Raw genomic sequence first — 25,792 nt, 5'->3', positions numbered from 1 at the left:
ATCACCCGTTGCCCAACCCGCGCCATACGGCGTAAAACCCGCCGAGGCTCTAACTGCAGCCGGATGAAAATTCAGTGGCAGGTCATCCGTCACATGCACGCCGTCTTCGCCGACAATGCAGACGCTTGTCTCGTCGAGAGATAAGTCCAGCCAGGGGTGCTCCTTCAGGATTGCGTGTTTGCTCGGGTACGGAGCCGCCCCTCAGTTCCCAATCGAGGAGCGATCCTACAATTCACATATTCGGAGATCGCTCGCTAGGTGACCCGGTCTGTGAACCCTGCAAGCCGAAAATTCAGATGCCGCCCATGCAGAGATATTTCATTTCGAGGTAGTCCTCGAGGCCATGGCGGGATCCCTCCCGCCCGATGCCGGACTGTTTTATCCCACCGAACGGCGCCGCTTCTGAAGACATCCGGCCGGTATTTACCCCGACCATTCCATATTCCAAGGCCTCGGCCACACGCCAGACACGCTTCAGGTTGGAGGCATAAAAGTAGGCCGCGAGGCCGTAAATCGTGTCGTTGGCCTCACGCACGACCTGATCCGCATCTTTGAAGCGAATAATCGGTGCCAGCGGCCCGAATGTCTCTTCTTGCGCGACGGTCATCTCGCTGGAGACACCGGTCAGGACTGTCGGTTGGAAAAACGTGCCATTCGTGCCGATACGTTTGCCCCCGCATTGAATTGCGCCGCCTTTTGCGACGGCATCGGCAATATGGGATTCGATCTTGGCCAAAGCGTGCTTGTCGATGAGCGGTCCGATGTCCACTCCGGGAGCGAAACCGTCACCAACTTGAAGTTGGCGAGCCCGTTGCACGAATTTCTCGACGAACTCGTCGTGAACGCCCGACTGGACGTAAAGGCGGTTCGCCGAAACGCAGGTCTGGCCGGCATTGCGGAACTTCGCCTGAATCGCACCGTCAACCGCGGCATCGATATCGGCATCATCGAAGACGATGAAAGGTGCATTGCCGCCGAGCTCAAGGCTGACTTTTTTGATCTGGTCCGAGCACTGGCGCATGAGAAGGCGCCCGATCTCAGTCGACCCGGTGAAGCTGATCTTGCGGACCTTGGGATTGGTACAAAGTTCGCGGCCGACCGCGTCACCTTCGGACGCATAGATCAGGTTGACGACGCCTTCGGGAAAGCCAGCCTGATGGGCGAGGGCGAACATTGCTCCCGCCACGAGCGGCGTCTGTTCAGCGGGCTTGAGGACGATCGTGCAGCCCGCCGCCAAGGCTGGCGAGATTTTGCGCGCCACCATCGAGGCCGGGAAATTCCATGGCGTTATCGTGCCAACAACTCCGATGGGCTGCTTGATTACCAGCATTCGGCGGTCCATCGATGGTGCGGAGATCGTCTCGCCATAGACGCGATTGGCCTCCTCGGCGTACCATTGCAGATACGCCGCAGCATGCGATATCTCCGACTTGGCTTCTGCAAGCGGCTTGCCCATCTCCGCGGTGAGAATCTCGGCGAGATCGTCGGCGTGGTCGATGATCAACTGATGCCATCGCCATAGAACGTCGCTGCGCTCACGTGCGGTCAACCCTGCCCATCCAGGCTGAGCGACATAGGCCTTGTCGATCGCAGCGCATGTCTCCTCGACACCCATGTCGGGTAGTTCTGCCAGCACTTCGCCAGTCGACGGGTTGAGGACCTCGAATGTCCGCTCGCTAGTCCGCGTGCCAAGTGCCGGCAGGCGATCAATGGGTCCAAACAGGTCAGGCGATCTCAGGTGACGGATCATCGGCAGGCACAGGGGCAATACCGGATTCCTTCTCAACGCAGCAGGTATATATAGCAGGTGCGGTGTGTACTCCGCGACGTCCGGGTTCTTTATAGGGCCTCGGCCAGACAGCTGGTAGACCACGGTACCCAACTGGAAAGGGAGAATACCTGAATACGCTAGAAGATGCCTCGCGGTTCTACTACTCGAACGATTGAACAACGGACATCGGCTTCGCCAGCCGCGCGGAGTGGATGCTGGTGGCCTGCGCCTACAATCTGCGGACCACGAATCGGCGACTCTATCCACTCGAAGAGAGGCTGGCCTGAGGAGGAGCGCACCCCAATAATGACGCCTGAACCGGCAAATGCCTGGCAAGGCCCGCGAAAACCGCTCCTCGCGGCTTTAAACAGATCCCGTTTACCCGGCGAGCGCCCGCAAGATGAGAAAGAGGATGGAGAGGAACAGGGTGGCGAAGGCGCGCCGAGGGAAGACCGGCCGGCGCATTTGCATGGGGATGGAGCTCATGATCAATTCCCCGCCTGTTGCTGCGGCAAAAGATAGCCTGTCGTCGAATGGTCGAGCACCAGATAACGCGCGGCGACCGCCTTGACCTCGTCGGTGGTGACCTTGCGGACGCGGTCCGGCCTCTCGAGCACGTCCTTCACACTGCCACCGGTGGTGAGCGTCTTGCCATAAATGTTGGCGATGTAGTCCAGCTCGTCGTGCGCAAAAATCACCGAGCCGATATAGCGGTCTTTGGCCTTGTCCAGCTCGTCGCTGGTGACGCCATCCTTGGCGATCCGGGCGACTTCGGCAACGGCCGCCGCCTCGAGATCGACGAGCTTTGCATCGCCGCGCGGCGAGCCGGAGATGGTGAAATTGGTGTCGTCTAGCATGGTGCCCTGAAAGGAGGCGCCGGCCGCCGAGGCTATGCCTTGTTTGACGACAAGCTCCTGATATAGCCGGCTGCTGTTACCGCCGCCGAGGATCTCGACCAGCAGGTCGAGCGCCTCGGCCTCGCCGGGCTCTGCCGTATGATAGGACGGCACCACCCATTGAGTGGAAAAGCTCGGCACCGAAACGCGCGCATCGGTCAGCGTCACTGTGCGCCTGGTGTTCTGCTCCGGCTCGACCGGACGGTTGCGCGGGGGCAGGTCCGGCCCGCGCACAACCTTGCCATAGGTCTTCTCGGCCAGCGCCTTCACCGTCTCAGGCTCTACGTCGCCGGCCACCACCAGCACGGCGTTGTTCGGTCGGTAGTATTTGTTGTAGATGGTGAATGCGTCGGTGCCGTTCAGCTTCTCCATCTCCTGCATCCAGCCGATGACCGGAATGCGGTAGGGCTGGTTCTGCCGCAACGTCGCGTTGACCTCCTCGTCCAGCAGAGCATGCGGGTTCGTCTCTCTGTGCCAACGGCGCTCCTCCAGGATCACGTCGCGCTCGGTCTTGATATCATCGTCGTTGAGGATGAGGTTGAACATGCGATCGGCCTCGAAGCCCATCATTTCACCCAACGCCGAGGGCGCCACCGTCTCGAGGAAGGTGGTGTAGTCATAGGCGGTGAAGGCGTTATTGTAGCCGCCGATGGCTGAGACGGCTCGGTCGAACTCGCCGGCGGCGTGGTTGGTCGTCGCCTTGAACATCAGATGCTTGAGGAAATGGGCAAGGCCGGATTTGCCGGGTGGCTCGTCGGCGCTGCCGATCTTGTACCAGACCATATGAGTGACGATCGGCGCGCGGTGATCGGGGATTACGACCACTTCCATGCCGTTGTCGAGCAGGAAATCCGTTACCTTGCCGCCGTCGGTGGCGGCCAGAGCCGGAGCGGTCGTCACCAGGGCCAGCGCGGTGGCAATGAACGCCCTGCGCACCCAGGGGGACGATCGATGGCTGCGGTTGTGGTGGCTGGTCGAAAGGCAAGGTTCGAGGCAAAGTGATTTGTTCCTCATTTTGATGAAGGCGCTGCGTCCCCGTCTCCCCGCGTGGGAGGATCGGCGGGCAGCGCCGAGCCAGATGAATAAGCTCTTCATGGGGCCAAGCCTTACTCGAGCCTCATCTTTGGATGGACCCAGGAGACCTGCGGCGGTATTTCTTGGTGAGGTGATCATGGGACGGATTCTCCTTGGTCCGAGACGCCTTGCGGATGACCAAGCATGCACCGTGCCACATCAGAAAACCTTTCGAGGCAGTGGACAAGTCGGGCTCTGCCATGTTGCGCATCCGACATTGTCGGACATCGGACAGGGCCGAACGCGACGCGCGCGGCTGGATATCTTCTTCGTTCGGAAGACGATGGGCGCGCTGCCGGGAGGGGCATAGGATGCGCTTCGAAGGCCGCTGCACTGACGGTGAGAATGGAGATGTTGGTCGCCCCAGCGGAACCCTCTCCTCGACAGCCAGACCGGGTCGATGCTGAACGGCAGAGGCGCGAGGAGCGTAGCGAACTCGAGCGCGGAGCCTGCTCGCGCGCGCAGACGGATCTGATCAAAGATCGGCGAGTTGGGCGATATCCGCGGGGCGCTGGAAAACGAAGATCGTAGGACTCGGGCGGGAAAGAAGGATGCGGTGGCGCGCTTCTGGCGTAATGCGCCTGCCGCGAGGCCGTCGAGCCTGATGAGTTGCTGCGGGAAAGGGGAGTGTTTGCGCGGGACCTTGGTCAAACGTAAGCAACAACCGTCGAGCTCGCCGTGGATGGGGGCATGCAGGCACGTTTGTCGCTGGAGGACAGCAGCACGGAAGCTGTCCGCGCTTGCCGTCGTCGCTGGGTACCAAACAGGAGAAGTTGGCGGTCGCGATCGAATTCATCTGCGTAAATACCGCCTGGCTGTGCTCGGTTTGCCGGCGAACAGATTGCCTTCTTTGCGGCTGCAAACGCATCCCTGGCGGCGTGGTCCCTAAGGTCAAGAGCATCGGGTGAGTAACAGCCTGATCCTGCTCAATCTGATGCGCGCCAACCGCCTCGCCGGACTGTGGAACCGCTCGCGGGTAGCTTCTACCACAAACAGCAAGGTCATGAAATCAAGTAGGAAGTCGTCGATCGCTTGGGCGATTGTTTCTGACTTGCCCTTGAACTGGTCCAGCAAAACGCGCGCGTTATCGATCGCTTCCACGCTGGTGGCATCGATCAACCCCTCGACCCTCTTGAAACAATCCAATTCGAAACTCCTTCAAGCGCTTGGCAAGCCGTTATGCACGAAGGTAGCTCCGTGAACTACCCGGCCTTTGACCTGGCGGCACGAGCAGCGGTCGGCCTTACGTCCCGTGCCTCCAAGCACCGGCCGTAGACGTGGGGCTGAGGAGCGTTGGAAGGATCGGGCGCTTCCGGCCATGCTCGAGCGGTAGTGTAGGACAGTGCTTGCTGGCGACTTCGGCCAAAATGGAGTGCGCCAGCTGATCGGGGTTTAACAATTTTTCGCTTTTTGCTGCGCCCAAGTCTCGGCTATGAGTCGGGGGGGCCTGATGGCCTGCCCACGTTGCAATTGTTAAGGAGGAACACGCATATGCCGACTGGAACGGTAAAGTGGTTCAACAGCACCAAGGGGTTTGGATTTATCCAGCCCGACAATGGCGGTCCGGATGTTTTCGTCCACATTTCCGCTGTCGAACGCGCGGGCCTCTCGACCCTCGCTGACGGCCAGAAGATCAACTATGAGATCGAGCAGGATCGCCGCACCGGCAAATCCTCCGCTGGCAGCCTCAGCAAAGCTGGTTGAAATTTTCTCCTGCGTCCTGGCAAGAGTGGGCGCGTAGGTCCGGAGGTCCTCACGGCCGCTCGATAGGAGCGAGCAAAACTGAGGGCAGCAGATTGCTGCAGGCGTCGCGACTTCCTCATGAAACAAAGTTTTTTGAAAGGAAGGCGGGGTTGGCCCCGCCTTTTTATATGACGCGCAGATTAAGCCGATGGCCGCAACGCTCCAGAACGAATCTCGATTGCCGAAATCAAGCCGCGACCTTCTTGCGGGTTCGCTTCGTCGGCGCCGGCTCCGGCGCTTCCGGCGCTTTCGGTTTGCGGCCGAGCCCCATTGTCTTGGCCAATGACGAGCGCGCCGCGGCGTAGTTCGGTGCGACCATGGGATAATCCGCCGGTAGGCCCCATTTGGCCCGATATCCATCCGGCGTCAGCCCATAGTGGGTCGACAGATGGCGCTTTAGCGATTTGAATTTCTTCCCGTCTTCAAGGGAGATGATGTAGTCCGGTGTCACTGACTTCCTGATCGGGACTGCAGGCGTAAGGGCAACCGGCTCTTTTGCAGAGACACCTTCCGCCGTCCCTTTCAGAGCCGCGTGCACTTGGCCGATGAGGGCAGGGAGATCCCCCACCGGGATCGGATTATTGGAGACATAGGCTGAGACGACATCGGCCGTGAGCTCGATGAGGGTGTCGATGTTTTTTTCGGCTTCTTCTGTCATGAAACTCTCCAGGCGGCGTGAAACACAGTCGGCGAAGCGTCGCTTCATAGTGGCGGTCGCCGCTGAAAGCAACCAAGGTCTCGACAGGATTATTGCGATGCTCGTCCAGCAGTGAGATCTATAGCGCGGTATCGCGCCGTCATGACCGTTGATGCGTTCCGTTGTTGGCGACCTGCCGCGGTGCTTGCGCATTTTCAGGCGCGTCTCGGCCGTAAGCTTTGCGCCAGACGACAAGTAATCTCGAAACGACTCTTTGGCTGTGAAGTCGGTGGCAGAGCAGTGGCCGCTTCCTGGTGGCGCGTGGAGGAACTATCAAGCGTTGATTCGCAATGGTCGAAACGATGTAGATTCATCCGGTGAGCCGCTCTCGCAGCAGGATGTTAGGGATTGGCCCGCTGGTAAACCGAGGACATCACGCCGCTGCTTTGCTATTGAACCGCTATCGCTGTGACAACACATTCCGCAATGGTGGGCGGGTGTAGAGGAGGCGCTTGTTCACGCAAACTAGCGGTTCAGCAGGTCGGGAGGAACGAATGAGCTCAGGAACTTACAGCAGCCCACTTTCGTAAGGCGTGCAGCGCACATCGTGCAAGAGATTGCCCGTCCTGCGGATGCTATCGATATTCTCAACGAATGGCCAGAAGATCGCAGAGACCGGATCCACGAAGCCGCCCTCAGGGCGTGCTTTGATGCATACAACGGACGAAAACCTGCGAGCGCAGCGCGCAAGAGTTTTTTTCCGCTTTGCGAAACAGGTCGTCATATTGGAAGATGCAACCTCCGCGATGCAATGGCTCGCTGCCTGCATGTCGGACAGTGGAAAAGCGCAAGTATAGGCGTCGCAGTCGTGTGTGAGGCTGGAGCGGGTACGCCGACGAGGTTATTGTATCCAGATTTCGCCGGCATCTGGAGCGTACTATAGCGAACAAACAATATTTTGTGCGCTATGGCGATGTTAATCATCTTGTTGTAAACCAGCTTCTCGCGACAGGACTGCAACGCTTCCGGTGTGAAAATCACTGCGTAGGACTTGGTTCTCTCAAATTCATGACGGTAAATTGCCCTGTTATTATCGCAAAGCAGTTGTCCCATTGAAGCTGATAAACGAGGCCAAAATTGTGCTCCGTCGTCTGCCAATATTCGCTCGATGGAGGCTATAGGCGTCACAAGCCAATCAAAACAGCTACTCGGGCGCCCTTTGAAATTTCGTTTAATTTCGCTCACCCGAAACGGTCCTCTACAGTCGAAATAAGATTGTCCCGCAAAGGTGCTACAAGACACTATCGCGGATCGATTTGGGCCCACGTCGATCTGGCGAAGGCAGGCGGAAGTCGAGCAGGACCTGCAGCGGAACAGATCACCGGCCCCGAACCTCTGAGACAGCGGCGGACCCGATTTCTTCATGGTAGAAGGCGCAGAGAGAACCGGAGCACGGCTCCGGCGCCGCCGCTTGCCGAGCAGCGATCCTCCGCCTCCCAAAATCCAATCGAGAAGAGCGTTCAATTCCGGGACGGTCCAAGCTCTGCCGCAAAAACAGGTGTCAGACCACCCGGTCCTCTCCCGCAACTGATCTAGCGCAGGGCGTTCATGAGCCGCATATCCCAGAGTGGCTGCGTGCACGACGCAGCGAGATCATTTATGAAAATCCTATTCAGTACGATGGCTGTCCCCTTGCTGACAGCCACCGCCTTTGCTGCGGATTCGATCCCCGCAGACCTCAGAGAAACGGCAATGGCCACTTTCAAGGCTTTGCCACCCACCACGCCGGCAGTCGCCAACAACCCGATCACCCCGGAAAAGATCGCTCTCGGCAAGGCACTGTTCTTCGATCCACGCGTCTCTGCGTCAGGCGTCTTGTCGTGCAACTCGTGCCACAACCTGGCCACCGGCGGCGACGACAATCACGAAACCTCGATCGGCCATGGTTGGCAGAAGGGACAGCGCAACGCGCCGACTGTACTGAACGCTGTCTTCAACATCGCCCAGTTCTGGGATGGTCGTGCCGAAGACCTGAAGGCTCAGGCGAAGGGACCGGTCCAAGCCGGGATCGAAATGGCCAATACACCGGGCCAAGTCATCACCACGCTCAAGTCCATGCCGCAATATGTCGAGTGGTTCGATGCAGCTTTTCCGGCTGAAGCCGATCGGGTCACCTTCGACAACCTCGCCAAGGCAATCGAAGCCTTCGAGGCGACACTGGTCACGCCGGCCCCCTTCGACAGTTTCCTGAATGGCGATGACGCCGCCATGACTTCCGAACAGAAACAGGGCCTGGCGCTTTTCATGGACAAAGGCTGCTCGTCCTGCCATGGCGGTATCAACGTTGGTGGGGAAGCCTATTACCCATTCGGCCTCGTGGAACAGCCCAGCGCCGAGGTCCTGCCGGAAAAAGACAAGGGCCGATTTGCGGTCACCAATACTGCCGACGATTCCTATGTTTTCCGCGTGGCGCCGCTGCGCAACGTTGCACTCACCGCGCCATACTTTCATTCGGGCAAGGTTTGGGATCTGAAACAGGCCGTTGCCATCATGGGAACCACCCAGCTTGGCGTGGTACTGGCGGACGAAGAAGTCGACCTGCTTGTTGCCTTCCTCAACTCGCTGACCGGAAAGGCACCCGAGCTCGCCTATCCCATTTTACCCGCCGAAACGGCGACAACGCCCCGGCCTGTAACGCAGATCTTAGGAAAATAAACGGCCAGCTGGCGCGGAACGTCGCATCGACAATGATTGCGACTTTTACTGGGACGAGACGATCGCGACGTCCATGAGGACGCAAAGGCCTGGCTCGTTTCAAAGTGCAGACACTGCTTCCGTCACCATCTCGTTGCGGTGGAACCATGTTTGGGATCTGGCGTGCGACATGCCAAGGAAGGCGTCGGACGTTTGAGGCTTGCGCGCTGTGGATACCGCGCGGCGGCCGGCTGTCGCGCTGGCGGCCGAATAGCCGCGCGCCGGAGTGACCGGCCCCCTCAGGGTGATTGGGCAGCCACTCCGTCATCCATGTCCAGCGATTCTTCGACTGCTTCCGGATTCCGGGCGATGGTCCAATGGAGAGTATTCGCCGCTACATCCGGTTTCGAGCGACCTTGCTCCCAGTTTCGAAGCGTTGCCAGATCGAGGCCATACCTCACGGAGAATGCCTCCTGAGAGAGCTTTGTGCGATCCCGGACTTCGCGAACACTTATCGGCCGCGGCGCATGAACCTTCGCGATCACGCCTGCGGACGACAGTTCATTCTTCAGTGCCAACAGGTCGTTGACGCAAGGAACCGTCACGAACGCCTTGCCGTGATCGACCACCTCCGTGAGTATCGCGTGGGCCGTCCTGAGCGGCAGCTGTCTCTTAACGAGAATGCGGGCGGCCTCAGGAGTATTCGCGCCGTGAAGAAAACCGAGGCTCAGTCGGACGGGAGAGCCTGACGACACCGGCACGACGTCCCGGGTTCGCGCCCGTTGTCCGAACCGCTCCATGAATTTCGATTTAGTCGACATTAAGCTTCTCCGCGATCACTCGACCGAGCTTGCGTAATTTGGACCATCCAACACTGGAGGGCATCGCGATAAAAGTACGCCAAACAACGCTAAGGGAGAACAAGCGGTGATCTGATTTCGTTCGACGCTCGTTTTCGAGAGCCGTTCTGGGTCGTTCGCAATCAACTGTGTAGGCCAGCGGAGCGAGCAAGGAGCGCCAGATCCGGACAGGGCTGAGTGGGGTGTTTCTCCGAAAGGTGGGGCCATACCCTAAGGAACACGAGATGTAGTGGACTCGTCGATTCGCGCGGTTTCGATTCGCGCACCCGGGCACAGCGCTTGGATAAGTCCCATCAGATGCTCTCCGGTGGCCGTCATCTGTTTAGCTGACATTGGGCCGAGGGCTTCCAGCACGAGCCACATGGCGCGGGTATGGACCGTGACCATGGTGCGCCGCCCCTGCCGCCAGTTCCAGCGGCGGCACGTGACACCGGCATCATCGCACCAGATGACTTCGCCCGGTTCGGGATGCTCGGTTACCATTTCACCTTGCTGGATCGTGTCGAATGGCTCCGCTCCCTTCGCAATTAAAAGTCTCGGGACCCCTGGTAAAGATCGAGATCCTCCCCGCCAATCGGAACGCCATACAACACGCTGACGGCATTGTAGGCATCAACCAGTGGGGATATCCGCGGGAGAGAGCCATCTTTCCGCACCCGCTTGAGAAGCGCGGCGGCCGAGCACGGCGTTCGATTGGCCTTTGTGCCGAAAGCCTCGTAGGCAACGGCCCACGCCGCAAGATGCGCGTCCCTTTGGGCGTCATCGCGAAGCGCGGCCTGTTCCGCCGCCGCAATCGTGTCGTTCAACGCCTGTGCATCCGGCACGTCGATTTCAGCGTTCCGCACCACAATGCTGATCAGATGAAAATCCGGGTAGCGGGCCTTGATCTCGGGGGCAACCAATGGCGTGAAAGACATGGGATGCTTCTTTTCTCATGGGGAGGCTTTGCGCTGGGGGTCGTTCGGGAAATGTTTCAAGAAAGGTGCTTGTCGAGCGTCCAGATCTTCTGGCGTCGCCATGGTGCATGCCGCACCATGCGCTGGATAATTCCATCATTCGGCGGTGGACAGGGCCTGATAGAGATCGTCGATTATGTCTTGCGGGTGCTCGAGCCCACCTCGGCCGGCAACAAGCTTCGCCTCCTCCAGATCCTCCATTTCATAGGAGGCAGCGGGCGCGATATGGATGTGAAGCAGCTTTCCTTGCCGGGTCATGCATCGCTTTCGGAAATTCGTCTCGCACGAAAATCTACCGCCAAACTGGCCTGATCAACAGCATGGTATGGCGTTTTCCCAGTCCAGTTGGCTTTGCAACGAAATGCGGTTCAGCCCAAGGGTCGGTTTCCTCGCCAGCACGCCACGTCCCGCCGTTTTAGCCACCGTGTCCCGGCAACGCGTCTTGCACCTGCTTGACAACCGCTCGCAGGATCTCAACGCCCTTCTCGATTTGCCGAATGCTCAAGGCGGCATAGCCCATGACAAGCCCCACGCGATCGATGTGGCCTTCGTCCGATTGCCGCTCGTAAAGGGGCGAGATCAGGTGTAGCCCCAAACCCGCACGTCGGGCGGCTTCGACCAGTGCCGTTTCCTGCGATCGTGGCAGGTCGTTGAACCAGACGGCGACGTGCAGTCCGGCCTCTGCTCCCTGGACAGCGATGCGATCGCCGAAGCTGTGCCGCAAGGCGCCCAACAACGTCTCCCGACGCTCGCCGTTCAGCCTGCGCACGCGCCGCACATGGCTTTCGTAGCCGCCATTTTCGATCAAACAAGCCAGAGCCTCCTGTTCAGCCACCGGCGAATGCCGGTCCGAGAATTGTTTGGCGGTTGCGAAGACCTCCTGCAATTCCGGCGGGACGACGAGGTAGCCGATACGCAGCATCGGCGAGAGCGTTTTGGAGATCGTGCCGAGGTAGATGACAGCCCCGTGGTCCTCGATACTGTGCAGCGGAGGGACCGGATTGATGTCGTAGCGATATTCGCTGTCGTAGTCGTCCTCGATCACATAGGCGTTGTTGTGCCTCGCCCATTCCAGAAGCTGGTGGCGGCGCGCGATCGGCATGACGCCGCCCAGCGGAAACTGATGCGATGGCGTGACATAGGCCAGTCGTGCCCCGATCCCCGCCAGCAACTCCGTCTTCATCCCGTCCTCGTCGACGGTGACCGGGACGGGCGAGGCACCCGTACTGGCAAAGACCTGACGCGCCATCCTATAGCACGGGTCCTCGATGACGAAGCGGTCGGCGGGATCGAGAAGCAGGCGAGCGCACAGATCTAGGCCCTGCTGCGAACCGTTGACGATGATGATCTGCTCGAGGTCGCAGCTCAGCGTTCGGGCGCGCCAGAGATAGCCCTGGAGCGCCTGGCGCAGCCGGCGCGAGCCGCGAGGGTCGTCATAGGCAAGACGCAACGGGCGCTGCCCCATCGCCTCGTTCATCGCACGTTTCCAGACCAATGCGGGGAAGTCTGACGGCGCCAGGTCGCCATAGCGGAAATCGACCTTCAGTCCAGTCGGCAGATAATCCGGCCAGGGCGGCGTGACGCGCAGTCGTTCGCCATAGGCGGACAGATGAACCGGGCCGACTCGTTTCGCGACAGTGCGGCTCGTCTCAGGACCGATCAGCGAGGATGCAACGCGGGGTCGTGCGCCTTGACGGACGTCGATGAAACCATCCGCAGCCAGTTGCTCATAGGCGACCGTCACCGTCGTTCGCGAAACCCCAAGGTCATTTGCGAGGCCTCGGGAGGACGGCAGCTGACTGCCGGTTTCGTAGACACTTCCGAGGATCTGCTCGCGAAGAGCCTCGTAGATCTGGCGTGCACCCATCGCGTGCGTGCGACCTGCAGAACCGGCACTTGAAGACTGGACCATTTCATTCATCGCCAACTGGATATTTCACATTGGCCAGTTTGCCGTCAATCTTTCGGAAACCCAAGAAAGATCTAGAGGCCGAATGACCCGTTCCTATCAATCCGAAACCGATGCTCTGACGCGGTCGCTCAACGACACCGGTCCCGGATTCGCCACTCGGGCGATCCATCATGGCTACGATCCGGCCCGCTTTTCCAATGCCGTTCAGCCGCCAGTCTTCTTGACCTCGACCTATGGATTCGAAAGCGTGGCAGCGAACGAGGCCGCCGCCACCCTTGGCGGAAGGCTCTATGCGCGCGAATACAATCCGACGACGGAGATCCTCGAGCAACGGCTCGCCAATCTGGAAGGAGCCGAGGCAGGTTTGATCGTTGCCTCGGGGATGGCGGCTTTCGGCACACTGATCTTGTCGCTCCTGTCCCAAGGCGATGAACTCATCGTCCACAAGACGCTTTATGCGAACACGCTTGCCATGGTCGAACAGGCGGTCCCCCGCTTCGGCATCAAGGTCGTCGCGGTCGACCTGTCCGATCCTCACAATCTCGATGCCGCGATCACCGAGCGGACCCGGCTTGTTTTCTTCGAGACGCCGGTGAATCCGCTGAGCCGCATCCTCGACATCGCTGCCATTGCCGAGCGCGCCCACGCGCGCGGTGTAAAGGTTGCAGTCGACAGCACCTTCGCCTCGCCCGCGCTCCAGCGGCCGCTCGAACATGGGGCCGACCTCGTGCTCCACTCCCTGACCAAATACATCAATGGGCACGGCGATGCCCTTGGCGGGGCGATTCTCGGCGACGCGCAAACGCTCCGCACGCTGCACGAAACGGGCCTGCGCTACATCACCGGCGCAGCGCTCTCGCCCATGTCAGCCTTCCTGATCCTGCGCGGTCTGAAGACGCTCACGCTGCGCATGGAACGCCACAGCGCCACGGCCCTTGCGGTGGCTCAGGCGCTCGAGGCGCACCCGGCGGTGGCATGGGTGAGTTATCCCTTCCTCGACTCGCACCCTGATCAGGTGACGGCGCGAAAGCAGATGTCCCAAGGGTCGGGCATGTTGGCCTTTGGCCTCCACGCTGGGTTCGAGGGCGCGCGGCGGATGATGGACCGGCTCAACCTGATCACCCGGGCTGTCAGCCTCGGCGATGCCGACAGCCTCATCTATCATCCGGCAAGCCTGACCCGTGCTCGTCAGCCGATCCGCAAGGATGCGCATCTGGCCGATGGAGTCGGCGAGGACCTCATGCGTCTCTCGGTGGGTCTTGAAGACGCCGATGACCTAATCGCCGACCTGCGGCGGGCTCTGGACGCCCTGTGATGACCTGTGGTCCGGCCAGTCCTGCGCTCGCGTACAAACCCGGAGCCTTGCCATGGCATTCCTGAGCGGCCTTTCCGCGTTTCCCATCACGCCGACCGATCGGGACGGCCGCGTCGATACCGTTGCTCTGCGCAAGCTGATTGCCAGGCTTTGCGCCGCTCAGGTCGATTCCATCGGTCTTCTCGGCAGCACCGGCACATACATGTATCTGACGCGCGAGGAACGGCGACGGGCGCTCGCCGAGACCTTGGACGAAACCGGGGGACAAATGCCGGTCGTGGTGGGTGTGGGCGCGCTGCGCACCGACGAAGCAGTGAGGCTCGCGCAGGACGCTAAGGCCCTTGGGGCTGCCGCGGGGTTGCTTGCCGCCGCCTCTTACACCCCGCTCACTGATGACGAGGTGTTCGAACATTTCTCCACGGTGGCGCGCGAAAGTGGCCTTCCGATCGTCATCTACGACAATCCAGGAACGACGCATTTCCGTTTCACCCCAGCACTCGTCAGCCGCCTGGCAAAGGTGCGGGGGATCGTCGCTATCAAGAATCCGACAGACAAGGGCGATGCGATCAAGAGCCATCTGGCCGACCAGAGGCGCACTGTGCCGGAAGGGTTCTCGATCGGCTACAGCGGCGACTGGAACGCTGCAGAGGCCATGATCGCTGGCGCTGACACATGGTACAGCGTCCTCGCGGGCATCCTGCCCGAGGTCTGCACAAAGATCGTCACAGCGGCGCAGCAGGGCGATGCGGCCGAAGCGCGACGGATCGATGCCGCGCTTGCGCCGCTCTGGAGCCTCTTCAAGGAGTTCTCGAGCCTTCGCGTCGTCTATGCACTTGCCGAATTGCTCGACATTTGCCGTGCCGACCCCCCGCGTCCCATCCTGCCTCTGCCCTCAGCAGCGAAGCGCCAGATCGCCGCCGCGTTGGAACGCTTGCCATCGGATGTCAACCGGTGAACAGCGAACCCGGCGGCCAGTGAAGGAACCTGTCATGTATGTACCCGCGCATTTCGATGAACCGAGCCGAGAAGTCCTTTACGAACTGATCGAGAACAGCGCACTTGGCATGCTGATAACCCATGGCCGGAGCGGTCTCGACGCCAATCACATCCCCTTCGAACTCGACACGTCACAGGGAGAAAACGGTTCCCTTTATTCCTGCGCGATTAGTACACGTGCCGAAGGAAAGTGCACTTTCTCGCTCGAGTGACTTATTTCAAAGGATGTGATCGCGTTTTGGCACATTCACGGCCCACATGCGGCAGCCGCTAACTCACCACATGGTGAGCAACCAGGAAACCTTCCGGCCTACACTTTCTCCCGGAGCGCGCGTGCTGCAGCAACCATGTTCATGAGGGCAGGGCGGACCTCCTCCCACTTGCGGGTTTTGAGGCCACAGTCCGGGTTTACCCACAGTTGGGCATCGGACAGTCGCTCGCGGGCAAGCATGACGAGATCCGAAATCTCGCCGACTTCCGGGACCCGTGGTGAGTGAATGTCGTAGACTCCGGGCCCGATTTCATTCGGATATTTGGAGCTCGTGAAGGCGTCCAGCAGTTCCATTTTCGAGCGCGACGTCTCAATCGAAATGACATCCGCATCCATTTCAGCGATCGCGTCGATGATCTCGTTGAACTCCGAATAGCACATGTGGGTATGGATTTGAGTCGCGTCCTTTACACCCGTTGAAGCGATCCGGAAGCATTCGACAGCCCAGTCGAGATAGTCGTTCCAATCAGACTGGCGCAGTGGCAATCCTTCGCGAAACGCGGCCTCATCGATCTGGATCATCCTTGCGCCGGACCATTCGAGATCCGTCACTTCGTCGCGGATGGCGAGCGCGATCTGGCGGCATGCTTCGGAGCGGGGTACGTCGTCGCGAACAAATGACCAGTTGAGAATGGTCACTGGGCCTGTGAGCATTCCCTTCACAGGGTTTTTCGTAAGCGACTGGGCGAACTGCCACCAGCGCAGCGTCATCGGATTGGGCCTCGATACGTCGCCGAAGATGATGGGGGGGCGCACGTAACGCGACCCATAGCTCTGCACCCAGGCATGCTGGGTGAAGGCGAAGCCGGACAGCTGCTCGCCGAAATGCTGTACCATGTCGTTTCGTTCGAACTCACCGTGCACCAGCACGTCCAGCCCGATCTCTTCCTGCCAGCGAATTGCAGCCTCGATCTCCTTCTTCAGGAAGGTCTCGTAGTCGACATAGCTCAGCTGGTCCTTCGCATGAGCGGCCCGCGCCCTGCGTACCTGCGGCGTCTGCGGGAAGGACCCGATGGTCGTCGTCGGGAACGGCGGCAGCCCGAGCGTGCCGGCCTGGACTCTGGAGCGCTCGGCAAAAGCGCTCTCTCGTCGCTTCATGCTGTCGTCAATGCTGGCGATCCGCCCCTCAACCAGCGGGTCATGGATCTTCGTGGATGTCACGCGAGTGGCGGCAGCCTCGGCAGACGCTTTCAACGCGCCTGCCACCGCATCCCTGCCTTGGGACAGGGCCCGGGCAAGCAACACCAACTCGTCGGTCTTCTGGGCCGCGAAGGCGAGCCACGACCTGATGTCCGCGTCGAGTTCCGTCTCCATGCGGAGGTCGATCGGCACATGCAGCATCGAGCAAGAAGGCGCGATCTCGACGCGGTCCAAGGGCCAGCCGGCGACGATCGGTTTGATGCGGTCGAGAATGGCGGGCAGGTTCGCACGCCAGACGTTGCGGCCATCGATCAAGCCAAGCGAGAGCACCAGATCCTTCGGTGCGAGCCGACCCACCGTTTCCAGCTGCTCGGGAGCGCGCACGAGATCAATATGCAGCCCGGCCAGGGGCAGAGAAACCGCGGTTTCGAGATTGTCTCCCAGCGGCCCGAAATAGGTAGCCAGCATGATCTTCAGCTCGGGCGCGGCTTTCGACAGCTGGCCATAGGCGAATTCGAACGCAGCTCGTTCGTTCGGGTTCAGATCGAGGACAAGCGCTGGCTCATCGATCTGCACCCAGTCGGCTCCAGACAGCTTCAGCCTCTGCAGGAGTTGCTCGTAGACGGGCAGCAGCCGCGGCAGGAGCGCGATGGGATCGAATCCTTCGGCAGGCGATTTCGCCAGCTTGAGGAAGGTGATCGGTCCAAGGATGACTGGGCGTGTGTGAACGCCGAGAGCTTTAGCCTCGATGAAGTAATCGACCGGTTTCGTCGACGAGAGGGCGAACGTCTGATCATCGTTGAGTTCCGGCACAATGTAGTGATAGTTGGTGTCAAACCACTTGGTCATTTCCATCGCGGTTACATCAGACCGATGAGCCGCCTGCTGGTGACCAGCGTGTCGACAATCCTCCGTCTGACCCTGGTTGCCCCGCGCCATTGCGAAGTAGATGTCAAGTGGAACCTCGCCGCTATTCCAGCCGTAACGGGATGGAACGGCGCCGACCATGGCTGCGGTGTCGAGCACATGGTCGTAGAGCGAGAAGTCGTTCGACGGGATTTTCGACACGCCGCGATCGTGCTGCTCCTCCCAGCTAGCGGCACGGAGAGCCTTCGCGGTCGTGAGAAGGTCGGCAGCGGACGATTTTCCGGACCAGTAGCTTTCAAGCGCGAATTTCAGTTCTCGCCGACGACCGAAGCGGGGCACGCCGAGCGTTGCTACAGGAATTTGCTGAGAGACAGTCATGCCAGACCCCGATGGTTGGGGCGTCGGTGACAAGGAAGACGCTAGCAGGCCGGCACGAACGCCAGGCTGCAGCGGCCACCGAGACACCCCGCCCGTGGACGTAATTCGCCGTGGCAGGTCTCCTGGCTCGCGGGGTCATAGCCTCTACCCGTCTTCCCAAGGCTATTCGCCTCAGTGACATGAGTGGGGTTGGCTCGCCGCTAACAGTTGCGGGGGCAGCGCCGGCATCGCACCGGCTTCCCTCTTAGCTCCGCTGCGGCAGCGCCGTACGGAGAACCACGACGCGGGAGACAATTACAGCAGTTCGCTTCTTTGTCAACGCCGCATAAAGAAATGTTTATGTCGTTATGTTAAATTTCCGTTGGCATGTTCCAAAGGTCGCCTCGAAAGCGAAAACTGTGGAAGCCTTGAGCGGCCGGTAAATCAAAGCAATGACGCACGGCGCCCTTGTCCAGGAGGATAGGAGTTCGTCGGCTGCCGGCAGCAAACATACCGGCAAGCGCCGTGGTGCTGCTTAGCGCATCATGCGAACCACCTCGGCGTCGAACTTCGGCTCCGAGGTTCCGACCGCTTCGTTGGTGATCTGCTCGCGACCATATTCGGCTCAATGGCGAGGCTGTTGCCCATGTGGAAGCTGTTGGCCGTGATGCCCTCGGTGATATGACACAACGATTTCGGGGGGAGCACACCGAGGCCAGGCGCAGCGGCGTGTTGCGAAGTGATCGAGGCCAATGTCTCGAACTGCTTGTTCGCAGCCCACCGGCTCAAGGTAACCCGGCTCAAACCACCGGGCCAGCTCAAGTCCTGTCCAAATGAGGCCTGAGCGGCAAATCGTCGTGCACGCGCACGGTTTGGCGTTCGATCTTGTGATGCGTCTTGGGCGGACAATCGCCACGGTGCAGCGCGCAGAAGCGGTCCCCAATTGGGAAACCGAGGGCGGTGAGGGCAAGCCAGCGCCACAGGCGGAAGGGGACTTGGACCTGTTTGCCCTGCTGGACCACAAGTTCGCGACACAGGGCCTCAAGGAGAAGACCAAGAGTGATTATGCGCGGGACCTCGCCAAATTCATCAAAAGCAGCGGGCAGTCAAAGTTCGGCGCCGATTGACATGGAGATAGCCATCGCGGCGGACCGCCCAGGCGGACCGCAAGCCGGAATACAACCGGGTGCACGCGGCCAACCTCGTCCACAAGATGGCGTCGGGCACACACCGGCGATGGGAGAGCGGACCGTGGAGTGCAGGAACTTCACGCCTATCCACGCTCCCGTGGACGTGTCCTGCGGCACATCGGCAGCGATATTGAGGAGGCAGTTGAGCTTCTGGTCGAGCACTCTTACCTGCCACTACCTACGCTTAACGTCATCTCGTACTGAAAACGCACCACGCAAGGTCGAGATGTAACATGCGCCCTTCGTGGATGGTTCTAAGCTTCCTCGGGCGCGGTCAATCTGTGATAACGGTCGCTTGGAACCTCCATCACCGCGACGCGATCAAGGTTGGCGTATCGCGCTCGGTAGTAACCTTCTTCCTCCACTTCGGCGAAACTACACTGGGGAACGTCAAAGGTCGCAGCTTCCAATCCGAAGAAAGTCGTAGCGGTTTCCTCATCCAAGAAGTTCCACTCATCTTCTCCGTCGTCATATGTGACGCGAACATAGGAGGCCATGCGCACGGCTTCCTGATCACCCATCTCTGCGATGATGGCATCGCATTCTTTCTTCAGCTTTCCTGAAACCTCACCCTTATCCCAGTCATCCAAAGCCCGATAGATTTCTGGATGATAATACTCTGGCATCTCCTCTACATCGTCACCGATAAGCTCAATGGTGCGGACATATTGCGGATTTATCAAGAGTATTTTGTTGTCAAGGCTCCAACAATACAGCCATGGCCTGCTTGTGTTATTTCTACGCAGATTATGAAGTTCCTTCAACTGACGTAAAATCGATTCACGCGCCTTTTCATCGATAGGATATTGGCGGCTGCCAAGAGACGTCTTGATTCTGAGCGTGCCGTATCGCGTTTCGGCATCGGCAATTGCAAACGGGCTCGTGCGCCACTCCTCGACATCAATCTTCCAGCCCAGCAGCTCCTCGACCGTGCATTTCAACGTGAGACAAAGGTCCTTGATCTGCTCGACGTTCAACTGCGTTTTGCCTGTTTCCCAACGGGCCACAGTCTGTTGCGTCGTTGCCATCTGCTCTGCCAAATCTTTTTGAGTCATGCCCAGTCGAACCCTAAGCTCTTTCATGTTCATAACTCACCTCGCGTGTTCAACACACGCATTGTGGATGAATTAATCTAACACGTCAAGCGTGTTCAAAAATCGCAGCATGTGTTTTTAGGGCGTCTTCGAGGCTCCGGCAGCCGTTCGTGACCACTTGCGCAAGACACAGGGCTGGTACACAGCACGAATGGGCGATCAAAAATTACTGCTGCGATGCTCGTCATCAGCCAAGCTGCCGCCGCACCTTCCACTAGGGTGCCAAGGTTCGAAATGAGTGCAGCCGACCATAGCGAACGGAAGGTCTTGTGCTCAAAAGGAACGAGTGAAGATGTTCTCTTCGCCATTGTGGGAAGCCTCGGGATTGACCGCGGGGCTGGATTTGTTTCGCCTCACTCAACCATGGCCTCGCCGTACAAGCCAAGCTGCCACAGTGCGCGCCTGCTAACTCAGAAAACTTGGCGGCCTTACAGGCATGCGCAGGACGCGCGAAGCCGCTCAAATCTCCCCAGATGGGTCAGCCATCGAAGACCGGCATCACTTGCCCGTTGAGCGGCTATACGATAATGCTCCGCGCTAAGCAGGAAGCGCCAAAAATTCGAGCGGCGACTTCATTCTCCTATTCAGGAAGGAACTATGAGGCGGCAGACGCGACCATTCACCGTGGAAGTCAAACAAAAGCGCAATTATGAAAAATCCGCACGTTCCATCTGGGGCAATTTCGACATCGCCGCGGCGATGGCCGAAACAACAAACGAAGTCGAGCCGTTAAATCGTCAGCTTGTTGACTCTACTGTAGTGGCCCTTGATGCTGAACCTTTGCACAAACCTCGAGTGGAGCATTTCATGGCCAATCCCCTGGAAACCGAGTCAGCAGTAGTTCATAGCGAACCGGCAGACAAAGCGGAAACGCCAAAACCGAAGACGAGAGCGCGGCGGTCGAGGAAGCCAGAAGCTGAGGCGAGCGCGCCTGCCCGCAAGGAGGGCGCCAAGCCGATATCCGCGACCACTGAAGCACCGCCGTCAGCGCGAACAGGCCGAAAGAGCTACTCCGCGAAGGATCGTGCCCAGAAGCTGGCGCAGATCGAGACCTCGATCGGCGGCGGCGCTACTCTCAAGAGCGCGGTGAAGCAAGCCGGCATCTCGGAACAGACATATTATCTTTGGAAGAAGGCGGCGGCGCCGGCGGCGGACAGTGACGGGCTGAAGGATCTCGTCGCGCTCGAGGAAGAAAACAAGCGGCTAAAGAGCCTGCTTGCCGATCGTCTCCGCAAGGAGAATGCGGAACTGAAGAAAAGGCTCGGGCTGGATTAAGGAGGGTGGGCAGCTGGTTCTTGGCTCGCCACCTACAGCAATCCCGCCTGCTCCGCCTCTCTGCGCAAAGTCTGGCGTGGCCTTGGGCCGATCTGCTGGATGACCAGCCCGGCTGCCAGCGAGCCGAGATCGCCGCAATCCTTGAGGCTGCGGCCTTGCGTGTAGCCGTAGAGGAAGCCGGCGGCGTAGAGGTCGCCGGCGCCGGTGGTGTCGACCAGCTCGCGGATCCTGGTCGCATTGATGGTCACGGTCTCGTCGCCGCGCACGATGACCGAGCCCTTTTCCGAGCGGGTGACGGCGGCGATCTTGCAGTCCTTGCGGATCCGCGCCAGCGCCTCGTCGAAGGACGCGGTCTGGTAGAGCGACTTGATCTCGTGGCTGTTGGCAAAGACGATGTCGACGGTGCCGGAGCGCATGAGATCGAGGAACTCGTCGCGGTAGCGGTCGACGCAGAACGAGTCCGACAATGTCATCGACACTTCGCGCCCGGCGGCATGGGCGAGCTTCGCCGTCTGCCGGATCGCCTCCTTGGCGCGCGGCGGGTCCCACAGATAGCCCTCGAAATAAGTGACGGCCGCGCCCGACGCCTTGTCGGCCTCGACGTCCTCCGGGCCGAGTTCGACGCAGGCGCCGAGATAGGTGTTCATCGAGCGCTCGCCGTCCGGCGTGACGAAGATCATCGAGCGCGCCGTCGGTGGCTCGCCGCTGAGCGGCCTGGTGTCAAAGGCGACGCCCTGGGCATGGATGTCGTGCGCGTAGATTTCGCCGAGCGCGTCGTTGGAGACCTTGCCGAAGAAGGCGGCGCGACCGCCGAAGGAGGCCACGCCCGCCGCCGTGTTGCCGGCGCTGCCGCCCGAGGCTTCAATGGCCGGGCCCATGCGGCTGTAGAGCAGTTCGGCGCGCCTCGTGTCGATCAAATTCATTGCGCCCTTGATGATGCCGTTGGTCTCCAGGAACGCCTCGTCGCACTGGGCGATGATGTCGACGATGGCATTTCCGATACAAAGCACGTCATAGTCCGGCATCAATTCATGTCTCCGCCAAAAACCCACCGGCTTTCTGCCACGCCGGGCGCGGGCGGGTCTGGCCAGTGGGAATGGGCTTTCCGATTGCCAATCCGTTCGGCGCCGGCCTTCACGGGGCGGCAAGTCCTGCCTCGCGACGCAATTCGTCGGCCCTGTCTGTCTTCTCCCAGGTGAAATCAGGCTCTTCACGGCCGAAATGGCCATAGGTCGCGGTCTTGCGGTATATAGGGCGTAAGAGATCAAGCATCTTGATAATGCCCTTCGGTCTGAGATCGAACAACTCAAGAATGAGGCGCTCGATCCTTCTTTCCTCAACCCTCGCTGTTCCGAACGTGTTGACCATGACAGAAACCGGACTTGCCACGCCGATTGCGTAAGCAAGCTGCACCTCGCAGACGTCCGCAAGTCCGCTAGCGACGATATTCTTGGCGACATACCGGGCCGCATAGGCAGCTGAGCGGTCAACCTTGGACGGGTCCTTGCCCGAAAAGGCGCCGCCGCCGTGACGACCCATCCCACCATAGGAATCGACGATGATCTTGCGTCCAGTGAGACCGCAGTCGCCGCGCGGCCCGCCGACTACGAACCTCCCCGTCGGGTTGACCAGAATTCTGATGCCTTCCGTCTCCAGATGGGTCGGGAGGACAGGCTTTATGATTTCCTCAATGACGCCCTCGCGGACCGTCTCTTGCGAGACCTGCTCGTCATGTTGGGTCGATACGACAATGGTATCCAGGGCGACCGGGCGCAACCCCTCATAGCGCACTGAGACTTGGGATTTCATGTCAGGACGCAACCAGCCAAGCTGTCCTGCTTTCCGGACATCTGCCTGTCGTTTCGTCAAGCGATGAGCGAGCTGGATCGGCAAAGGCATCAGAGTATCGGTTTCGCGGCATGCGTAGCCGAACATGAGGCCCTGATCTCCCGCTCCCTGTTGGAGGTCCTGCCCTCGTCCCTCGTCAACGCCCTGGCTAATGTCGGGCGATTGCTCGGTGAGTGCATGAATGACGGAGCAACGCCGGCCGTCAAAGCCGACGGCCTCATCGTCGTATCCAATATCGAGAATCGTATCGCGCGCAACTTGGCTATAATCCACCTGCGCATCGCTGGTAATCTCGCCAGCCAGAACGACCATCCCTGATTTTACCAACGCTTCACAGGCGACGCGCGCCTTGGGATCGGTGCGGAGGATGGCATCGAGGATGGCATCCGAGATGTTGTCGGCCAACTTATCCGGGTGTCCCGCGCCAACCGATTCGGAAGAGAACACGAACTGCCTAGCCATGAAATGTCTCGCTTCGGGTGTTGGAGTTGTATGGGGCATTTTGCTTAGCCCACCTTATCTGTCGGCGATGCCCGGGACCTCGAACGCAGCGCACGAGTCGGCAACGTCTCTTCGCACGCGGGCATGGAGATCTTCGTCGTCTGGCTCGCCGGAGGACGGAGTCAATGAAGCCAGCAATTTGCACCGTTTCCACATCGCGCATGCCCATTGATGTCACTGCTGGCGCCCCCAGGCGAATTCCGCTTGTGACCGCAGGATGGCGCGGCTCGCCCGGCACCATATTAAAGTTCGTAACGATGCCTGCCTTCGCTAACCGCTCGGCATAGGCCTTGCCTGATAGTGGTGGATCGCGAAGATCAAGGATCAGCATGTGATTATCAGTGCCCCGGGTGACCAGGTCATAACCTCGGTCCAGAAGCGCCTGGGCCAGAGCCTTGGCATTTTTGACAATCTGTCGGCCGTAACTGCGGAAGGACGGGTCCGCGGCTTCCCGCAAAGCGACAGCTAACGCCGCGATAACATTCATATGGGGGCCGCCTTGCAGTTGAGGGAAGACAGCGCGATCTATTCGTCTGGCGAGATTGTATTTGCCCTTCGAATGATACAGCGCTTGATAACGATCTTCATTCCTTAACAAAATGAAGCCACCACAAGGACCGCGGATCGACTTGTGAGACGTGCTGCTGACGACGTCGCAATGGGGTACGGGATTCGGATGCGCTCCAGCGACAATCAGGCCACTGATGTGCGCTATGTCGGCCACGAGATAGGAGTTCGCCTCCAGAGCGATTTCTGCAATTGCCGCGTAGTCAAAGACACGCGGATAAGCAGTCCCGCGGACCCACTGATTGGCCGGCGAGCCGGAATAAGGCTGGACGTTGGCGTGTTCGCTGCCAAATAATGTTTTCAAGCGCTCAATGGCGAGGGTTTCAAGCTCATCGACGATCTCGTTTCCCGCGTAGTAGCGCGCAGCGGCGTACCCCTCGGCGTACTTGTTCGTGAAAATCGAACCGGTCGCTTCCAGCACGGCCGAGGAGGCAAAGTTCTCAGATGCGATCAGTTTGAGCGTCGTCCGTTCCTGCCGCTCCTGTCTTAGAAGCAGTTCGTGAACGCGGCAATCAACCGCCGCCAAGCGAGACCGTCCGTAAGTGTCGGGCGGCGCGATGGCGCCGTCGGCGGAGTTGTCCATGGTGGTTTCGCGCTCCAATTGGACTGATCTATTTCACGGTCAAGCATGCGATCCCCTTCGACGGCGCGTCTTGTTTCGCTTCGAGCCGTTGAAGGTCTCGTTTGTGATAGCCATCGCCGTGGGGCAGGAGATCAACCAACAATTGAACCAGCCCGCCGTCCTTACCTCGTGCTTTGAGATGGTACGAGCACCACGGACGTTGTTCGTTCAGTAAAGAAAGTCGGCTCTGGCGAGCAGCCGGACGTGTCGCACAACCCGCTCGCGACGCACGCCCAGAATCTCCGCTAGCTCGCAGACAGTTAGGTCCGCATGCGCGCAAAGGCCCAGGATTCGAAGGCGATCAAAATGCGCTGCCGTGCGTAGGCGACTGACCAGTGTCATCATGGGTCAGGACCAAGCCACATGGAAAGCCGGGGCACTCGTCCTACTGAATTTGTCATTTCGCGTTCTCCACAGATGTTGCAGCTTTCGAACCAAATTATATGGTTCGTTGTCCAGCGACCGGACAATCTTGGTGGCCGTGAAGATACTGTTTTGAGCCGATATGGCTGTGTCGAACAAACAAGATGGGCGCTCTTCTTGCGATTGGCTTTAGCTTCAGCGGGTCGAAGAATAAGCGGCGCACGGTTTGGACCCCACTGACCTCAGACGTTGCAATAAGCCTACCATTCACAGCGAACCGGAGTTGCTAAGAGTCTATGAATTTCCTTGAAGGATCTGTTGCAACGTTTGCCCAGCCGCTCTTGCTCCCGGCTTGCAGCGGTCAATCTCGAGCACACTGATCGCCGTGATGCAAAGATGACAAAGGAAGATTCCCTTTCAAACCGATCTTCTTCCTGGCCAAGTAGTTCGTAGTCAGTTGTGTGCGTCAAGTTCTGCAAAATGGCGTGGCATTGCGTTGACGTTGGCGTGTCCGCCGCGCAGCCCCCGTGTTTAGCGGAGCGGCGGACACATGACGGTGCTCAGGCGGCCAAGGCCCTCAGGCTCTCCTTCTTGTGCTCGCGCAGATGATCCATGTTGAGGTAGCGGGTCGCCTCGAGCCAGTTCTCGTGGATCTCCACCGCTAATGCCCGAACCAGCCGCAGACAGCTCCGCGGGTTGGGGAAGATGCGAACGACCAGGGTGCGCCGCTTGATCTCCTGGTTCAGCCGCTCCAGCATGTTGGTAACCGGTATGATCATGACGGTGCCATCCGATCCCCGCTGGAGATGAGCGATTTTCGGCGTATGGTGCGACCATCCGGGA

The 25,792-nt window shown here is 59.6% G+C and carries 23 protein-coding genes, 2 pseudogenes and 1 riboswitch; of the genes and pseudogenes, 9 read left to right on the top strand and 16 right to left on the bottom strand.

Translation table 11 applies throughout. The annotated features are described in order from the left end of the window. Positions 1-292: 292 nt before the first annotated feature. Entirely contained in the window at positions 293-1,750 is a 1,458-nt protein-coding gene (locus NKH80_RS29020; protein WP_502901006.1) for an NAD-dependent succinate-semialdehyde dehydrogenase, read from the bottom strand. 509 nt (positions 1,751-2,259) lie between these two features. Next, a complete protein-coding gene (locus tag NKH80_RS29015) occupies positions 2,260-3,681 on the bottom strand; it encodes a M16 family metallopeptidase (RefSeq protein ID WP_352995280.1) in 1,422 nt (473 codons plus the stop codon). Between the two features lie 964 nt (positions 3,682-4,645). On the opposite strand from NKH80_RS29015, the gene NKH80_RS29010 reads away from it, so the two are divergent. Beyond that, on the top strand, positions 4,646-4,942 hold the full coding sequence (locus tag NKH80_RS29010; RefSeq protein ID WP_352885062.1) for a hypothetical protein: 297 nt from the start codon (positions 4,646-4,648) through the stop codon (positions 4,940-4,942). 290 nt (positions 4,943-5,232) lie between these two features. Then, positions 5,233-5,445 (top strand): cold-shock protein, encoded by a 213-nt coding sequence (locus NKH80_RS29005; RefSeq protein ID WP_023679670.1) that lies wholly within the window; start codon positions 5,233-5,235, stop codon positions 5,443-5,445. A 226-nt stretch (positions 5,446-5,671) separates the two neighbouring features. On the opposite strand, the gene NKH80_RS29000 is transcribed toward NKH80_RS29005, so the two are convergent. Beyond that, positions 5,672-6,142 (bottom strand): Ros/MucR family transcriptional regulator, encoded by a 471-nt coding sequence (locus NKH80_RS29000; protein WP_023679671.1) that lies wholly within the window; start codon positions 6,140-6,142, stop codon positions 5,672-5,674. Between the two features lie 586 nt (positions 6,143-6,728). Here NKH80_RS29000 and NKH80_RS28995 point away from each other — a divergent pair. Together NKH80_RS28995 and NKH80_RS28990 are read left to right on the top strand one after the other, a co-directional pair. Continuing rightward, a complete protein-coding gene (locus tag NKH80_RS28995; protein WP_352617081.1) occupies positions 6,729-7,064 on the top strand; it encodes a DUF982 domain-containing protein in 336 nt (111 codons plus the stop codon). A gap of 716 nt (positions 7,065-7,780) precedes the next feature. Further along, positions 7,781-8,836 carry a cytochrome-c peroxidase gene (locus NKH80_RS28990; protein ID WP_352515993.1) on the top strand — a complete coding sequence of 352 codons (1,056 nt, stop codon included), beginning with the start codon at positions 7,781-7,783 and terminating at the stop codon, positions 8,834-8,836. 278 nt (positions 8,837-9,114) lie between these two features. On the opposite strand, the gene NKH80_RS28985 is transcribed toward NKH80_RS28990, so the two are convergent. The 5 genes and pseudogenes from NKH80_RS28985 to pdxR all read right to left on the bottom strand — a co-directional run bounded on the left by NKH80_RS28985 (position 9,115) and on the right by pdxR (position 12,543). Continuing rightward, on the bottom strand, positions 9,115-9,636 hold the full coding sequence (locus tag NKH80_RS28985) for a helix-turn-helix domain-containing protein (protein WP_352995277.1): 522 nt from the start codon (positions 9,634-9,636) through the stop codon (positions 9,115-9,117). Positions 9,637-9,885: 249 nt separating this feature from the next. Continuing rightward, entirely contained in the window at positions 9,886-10,158 is a 273-nt protein-coding gene (locus tag NKH80_RS28980) for a hypothetical protein (protein WP_352972361.1), read from the bottom strand. Between the two features lie 44 nt (positions 10,159-10,202). Continuing rightward, positions 10,203-10,592, bottom strand: a complete 390-nt coding sequence (locus NKH80_RS28975; protein WP_352995273.1) for a B3/B4 domain-containing protein — start codon at positions 10,590-10,592, stop codon at positions 10,203-10,205. Positions 10,593-10,790: 198 nt separating this feature from the next. After that, positions 10,791-10,889 (bottom strand): annotated as a pseudogene (locus NKH80_RS28970) (MOSC domain-containing protein); the annotation flags it as partial. 157 nt (positions 10,890-11,046) lie between these two features. Continuing rightward, positions 11,047-12,543 carry a MocR-like pyridoxine biosynthesis transcription factor PdxR gene (pdxR, locus tag NKH80_RS28965; protein ID WP_502901005.1) on the bottom strand — a complete coding sequence of 499 codons (1,497 nt, stop codon included), beginning with the start codon at positions 12,541-12,543 and terminating at the stop codon, positions 11,047-11,049. Between the two features lie 82 nt (positions 12,544-12,625). Between pdxR and NKH80_RS28960 the strand changes: the two genes are divergently transcribed. Genes NKH80_RS28960 through NKH80_RS28950 form a run of 3 tightly spaced genes read left to right on the top strand, consistent with a single transcriptional unit; the run spans position 12,626 to position 15,066 of the window. Next, positions 12,626-13,858 carry a trans-sulfuration enzyme family protein gene (locus NKH80_RS28960; protein ID WP_352995270.1) on the top strand — a complete coding sequence of 411 codons (1,233 nt, stop codon included), beginning with the start codon at positions 12,626-12,628 and terminating at the stop codon, positions 13,856-13,858. 52 nt (positions 13,859-13,910) lie between these two features. Then, the gene (locus NKH80_RS28955; protein WP_352995267.1) at positions 13,911-14,813 is read left to right on the top strand and encodes a dihydrodipicolinate synthase family protein; all 903 of its coding nucleotides are present in this window, start codon (positions 13,911-13,913) and stop codon (positions 14,811-14,813) included. 34 nt (positions 14,814-14,847) lie between these two features. Beyond that, positions 14,848-15,066, top strand: a complete 219-nt coding sequence (locus NKH80_RS28950; RefSeq protein ID WP_352452617.1) for an FMN-binding negative transcriptional regulator — start codon at positions 14,848-14,850, stop codon at positions 15,064-15,066. Between the two features lie 98 nt (positions 15,067-15,164). Here the strand turns inward: NKH80_RS28950 and metE are convergent, their stop codons facing one another. After that, the gene (gene metE / locus NKH80_RS28945) at positions 15,165-17,510 is read right to left on the bottom strand and encodes a 5-methyltetrahydropteroyltriglutamate--homocysteine S-methyltransferase (RefSeq protein WP_352995264.1); all 2,346 of its coding nucleotides are present in this window, start codon (positions 17,508-17,510) and stop codon (positions 15,165-15,167) included. A gap of 95 nt (positions 17,511-17,605) precedes the next feature. Further along, positions 17,606-17,806: riboswitch (cobalamin riboswitch) on the bottom strand. 555 nt (positions 17,807-18,361) lie between these two features. On the opposite strand from metE, the gene NKH80_RS28940 reads away from it, so the two are divergent. Further along, the gene (locus NKH80_RS28940) at positions 18,362-18,616 is read left to right on the top strand and encodes a hypothetical protein (RefSeq protein ID WP_352577982.1); all 255 of its coding nucleotides are present in this window, start codon (positions 18,362-18,364) and stop codon (positions 18,614-18,616) included. Between the two features lie 317 nt (positions 18,617-18,933). Here the strand turns inward: NKH80_RS28940 and NKH80_RS28935 are convergent, their stop codons facing one another. Then, entirely contained in the window at positions 18,934-19,767 is an 834-nt protein-coding gene (locus NKH80_RS28935; protein WP_352995261.1) for a helix-turn-helix transcriptional regulator, read from the bottom strand. A 62-nt stretch (positions 19,768-19,829) separates the two neighbouring features. Continuing rightward, the gene (locus NKH80_RS28930) at positions 19,830-20,081 is read right to left on the bottom strand and encodes an MFS transporter (RefSeq protein WP_352458261.1); all 252 of its coding nucleotides are present in this window, start codon (positions 20,079-20,081) and stop codon (positions 19,830-19,832) included. 289 nt (positions 20,082-20,370) lie between these two features. Here NKH80_RS28930 and NKH80_RS28925 point away from each other — a divergent pair, with 289 nt between their 5' ends. After that, positions 20,371-21,048 (top strand): transposase, encoded by a 678-nt coding sequence (locus NKH80_RS28925; protein WP_352458262.1) that lies wholly within the window; start codon positions 20,371-20,373, stop codon positions 21,046-21,048. A gap of 32 nt (positions 21,049-21,080) precedes the next feature. On the opposite strand, the gene NKH80_RS28920 is transcribed toward NKH80_RS28925, so the two are convergent. From NKH80_RS28920 to NKH80_RS28900, 5 genes and pseudogenes are all read right to left on the bottom strand, one after another. After that, on the bottom strand, positions 21,081-22,073 hold the full coding sequence (locus NKH80_RS28920) for an adenosine kinase (protein WP_352995258.1): 993 nt from the start codon (positions 22,071-22,073) through the stop codon (positions 21,081-21,083). 109 nt (positions 22,074-22,182) lie between these two features. Beyond that, positions 22,183-23,358, bottom strand: a complete 1,176-nt coding sequence (gene metK, locus NKH80_RS28915) for a methionine adenosyltransferase (protein WP_352458264.1) — start codon at positions 23,356-23,358, stop codon at positions 22,183-22,185. Positions 23,359-23,412: 54 nt separating this feature from the next. Next, a pseudogene (glyA, locus tag NKH80_RS28910) lies at positions 23,413-24,547 on the bottom strand (serine hydroxymethyltransferase). 207 nt (positions 24,548-24,754) lie between these two features. Then, complete coding sequence (locus tag NKH80_RS28905) at positions 24,755-24,928, bottom strand: ArsR family transcriptional regulator (RefSeq protein ID WP_352995282.1); 174 nt, start codon at positions 24,926-24,928, stop codon at positions 24,755-24,757. 581 nt (positions 24,929-25,509) lie between these two features. Then, the coding region (locus tag NKH80_RS28900) for a transposase (protein ID WP_352995255.1) at positions 25,510-25,792 on the bottom strand (283 nt) is incomplete at its 5' end.

The sequence above is a fragment of the Mesorhizobium sp. M0904 genome, from assembly GCF_040319475.1.
Taxonomy (GTDB): Bacteria; Pseudomonadota; Alphaproteobacteria; order Rhizobiales; family Rhizobiaceae; genus Mesorhizobium.
Note: the sequence above shows the minus strand (reverse complement) of the source record. Positions and strands in the feature narration are given on the sequence as shown.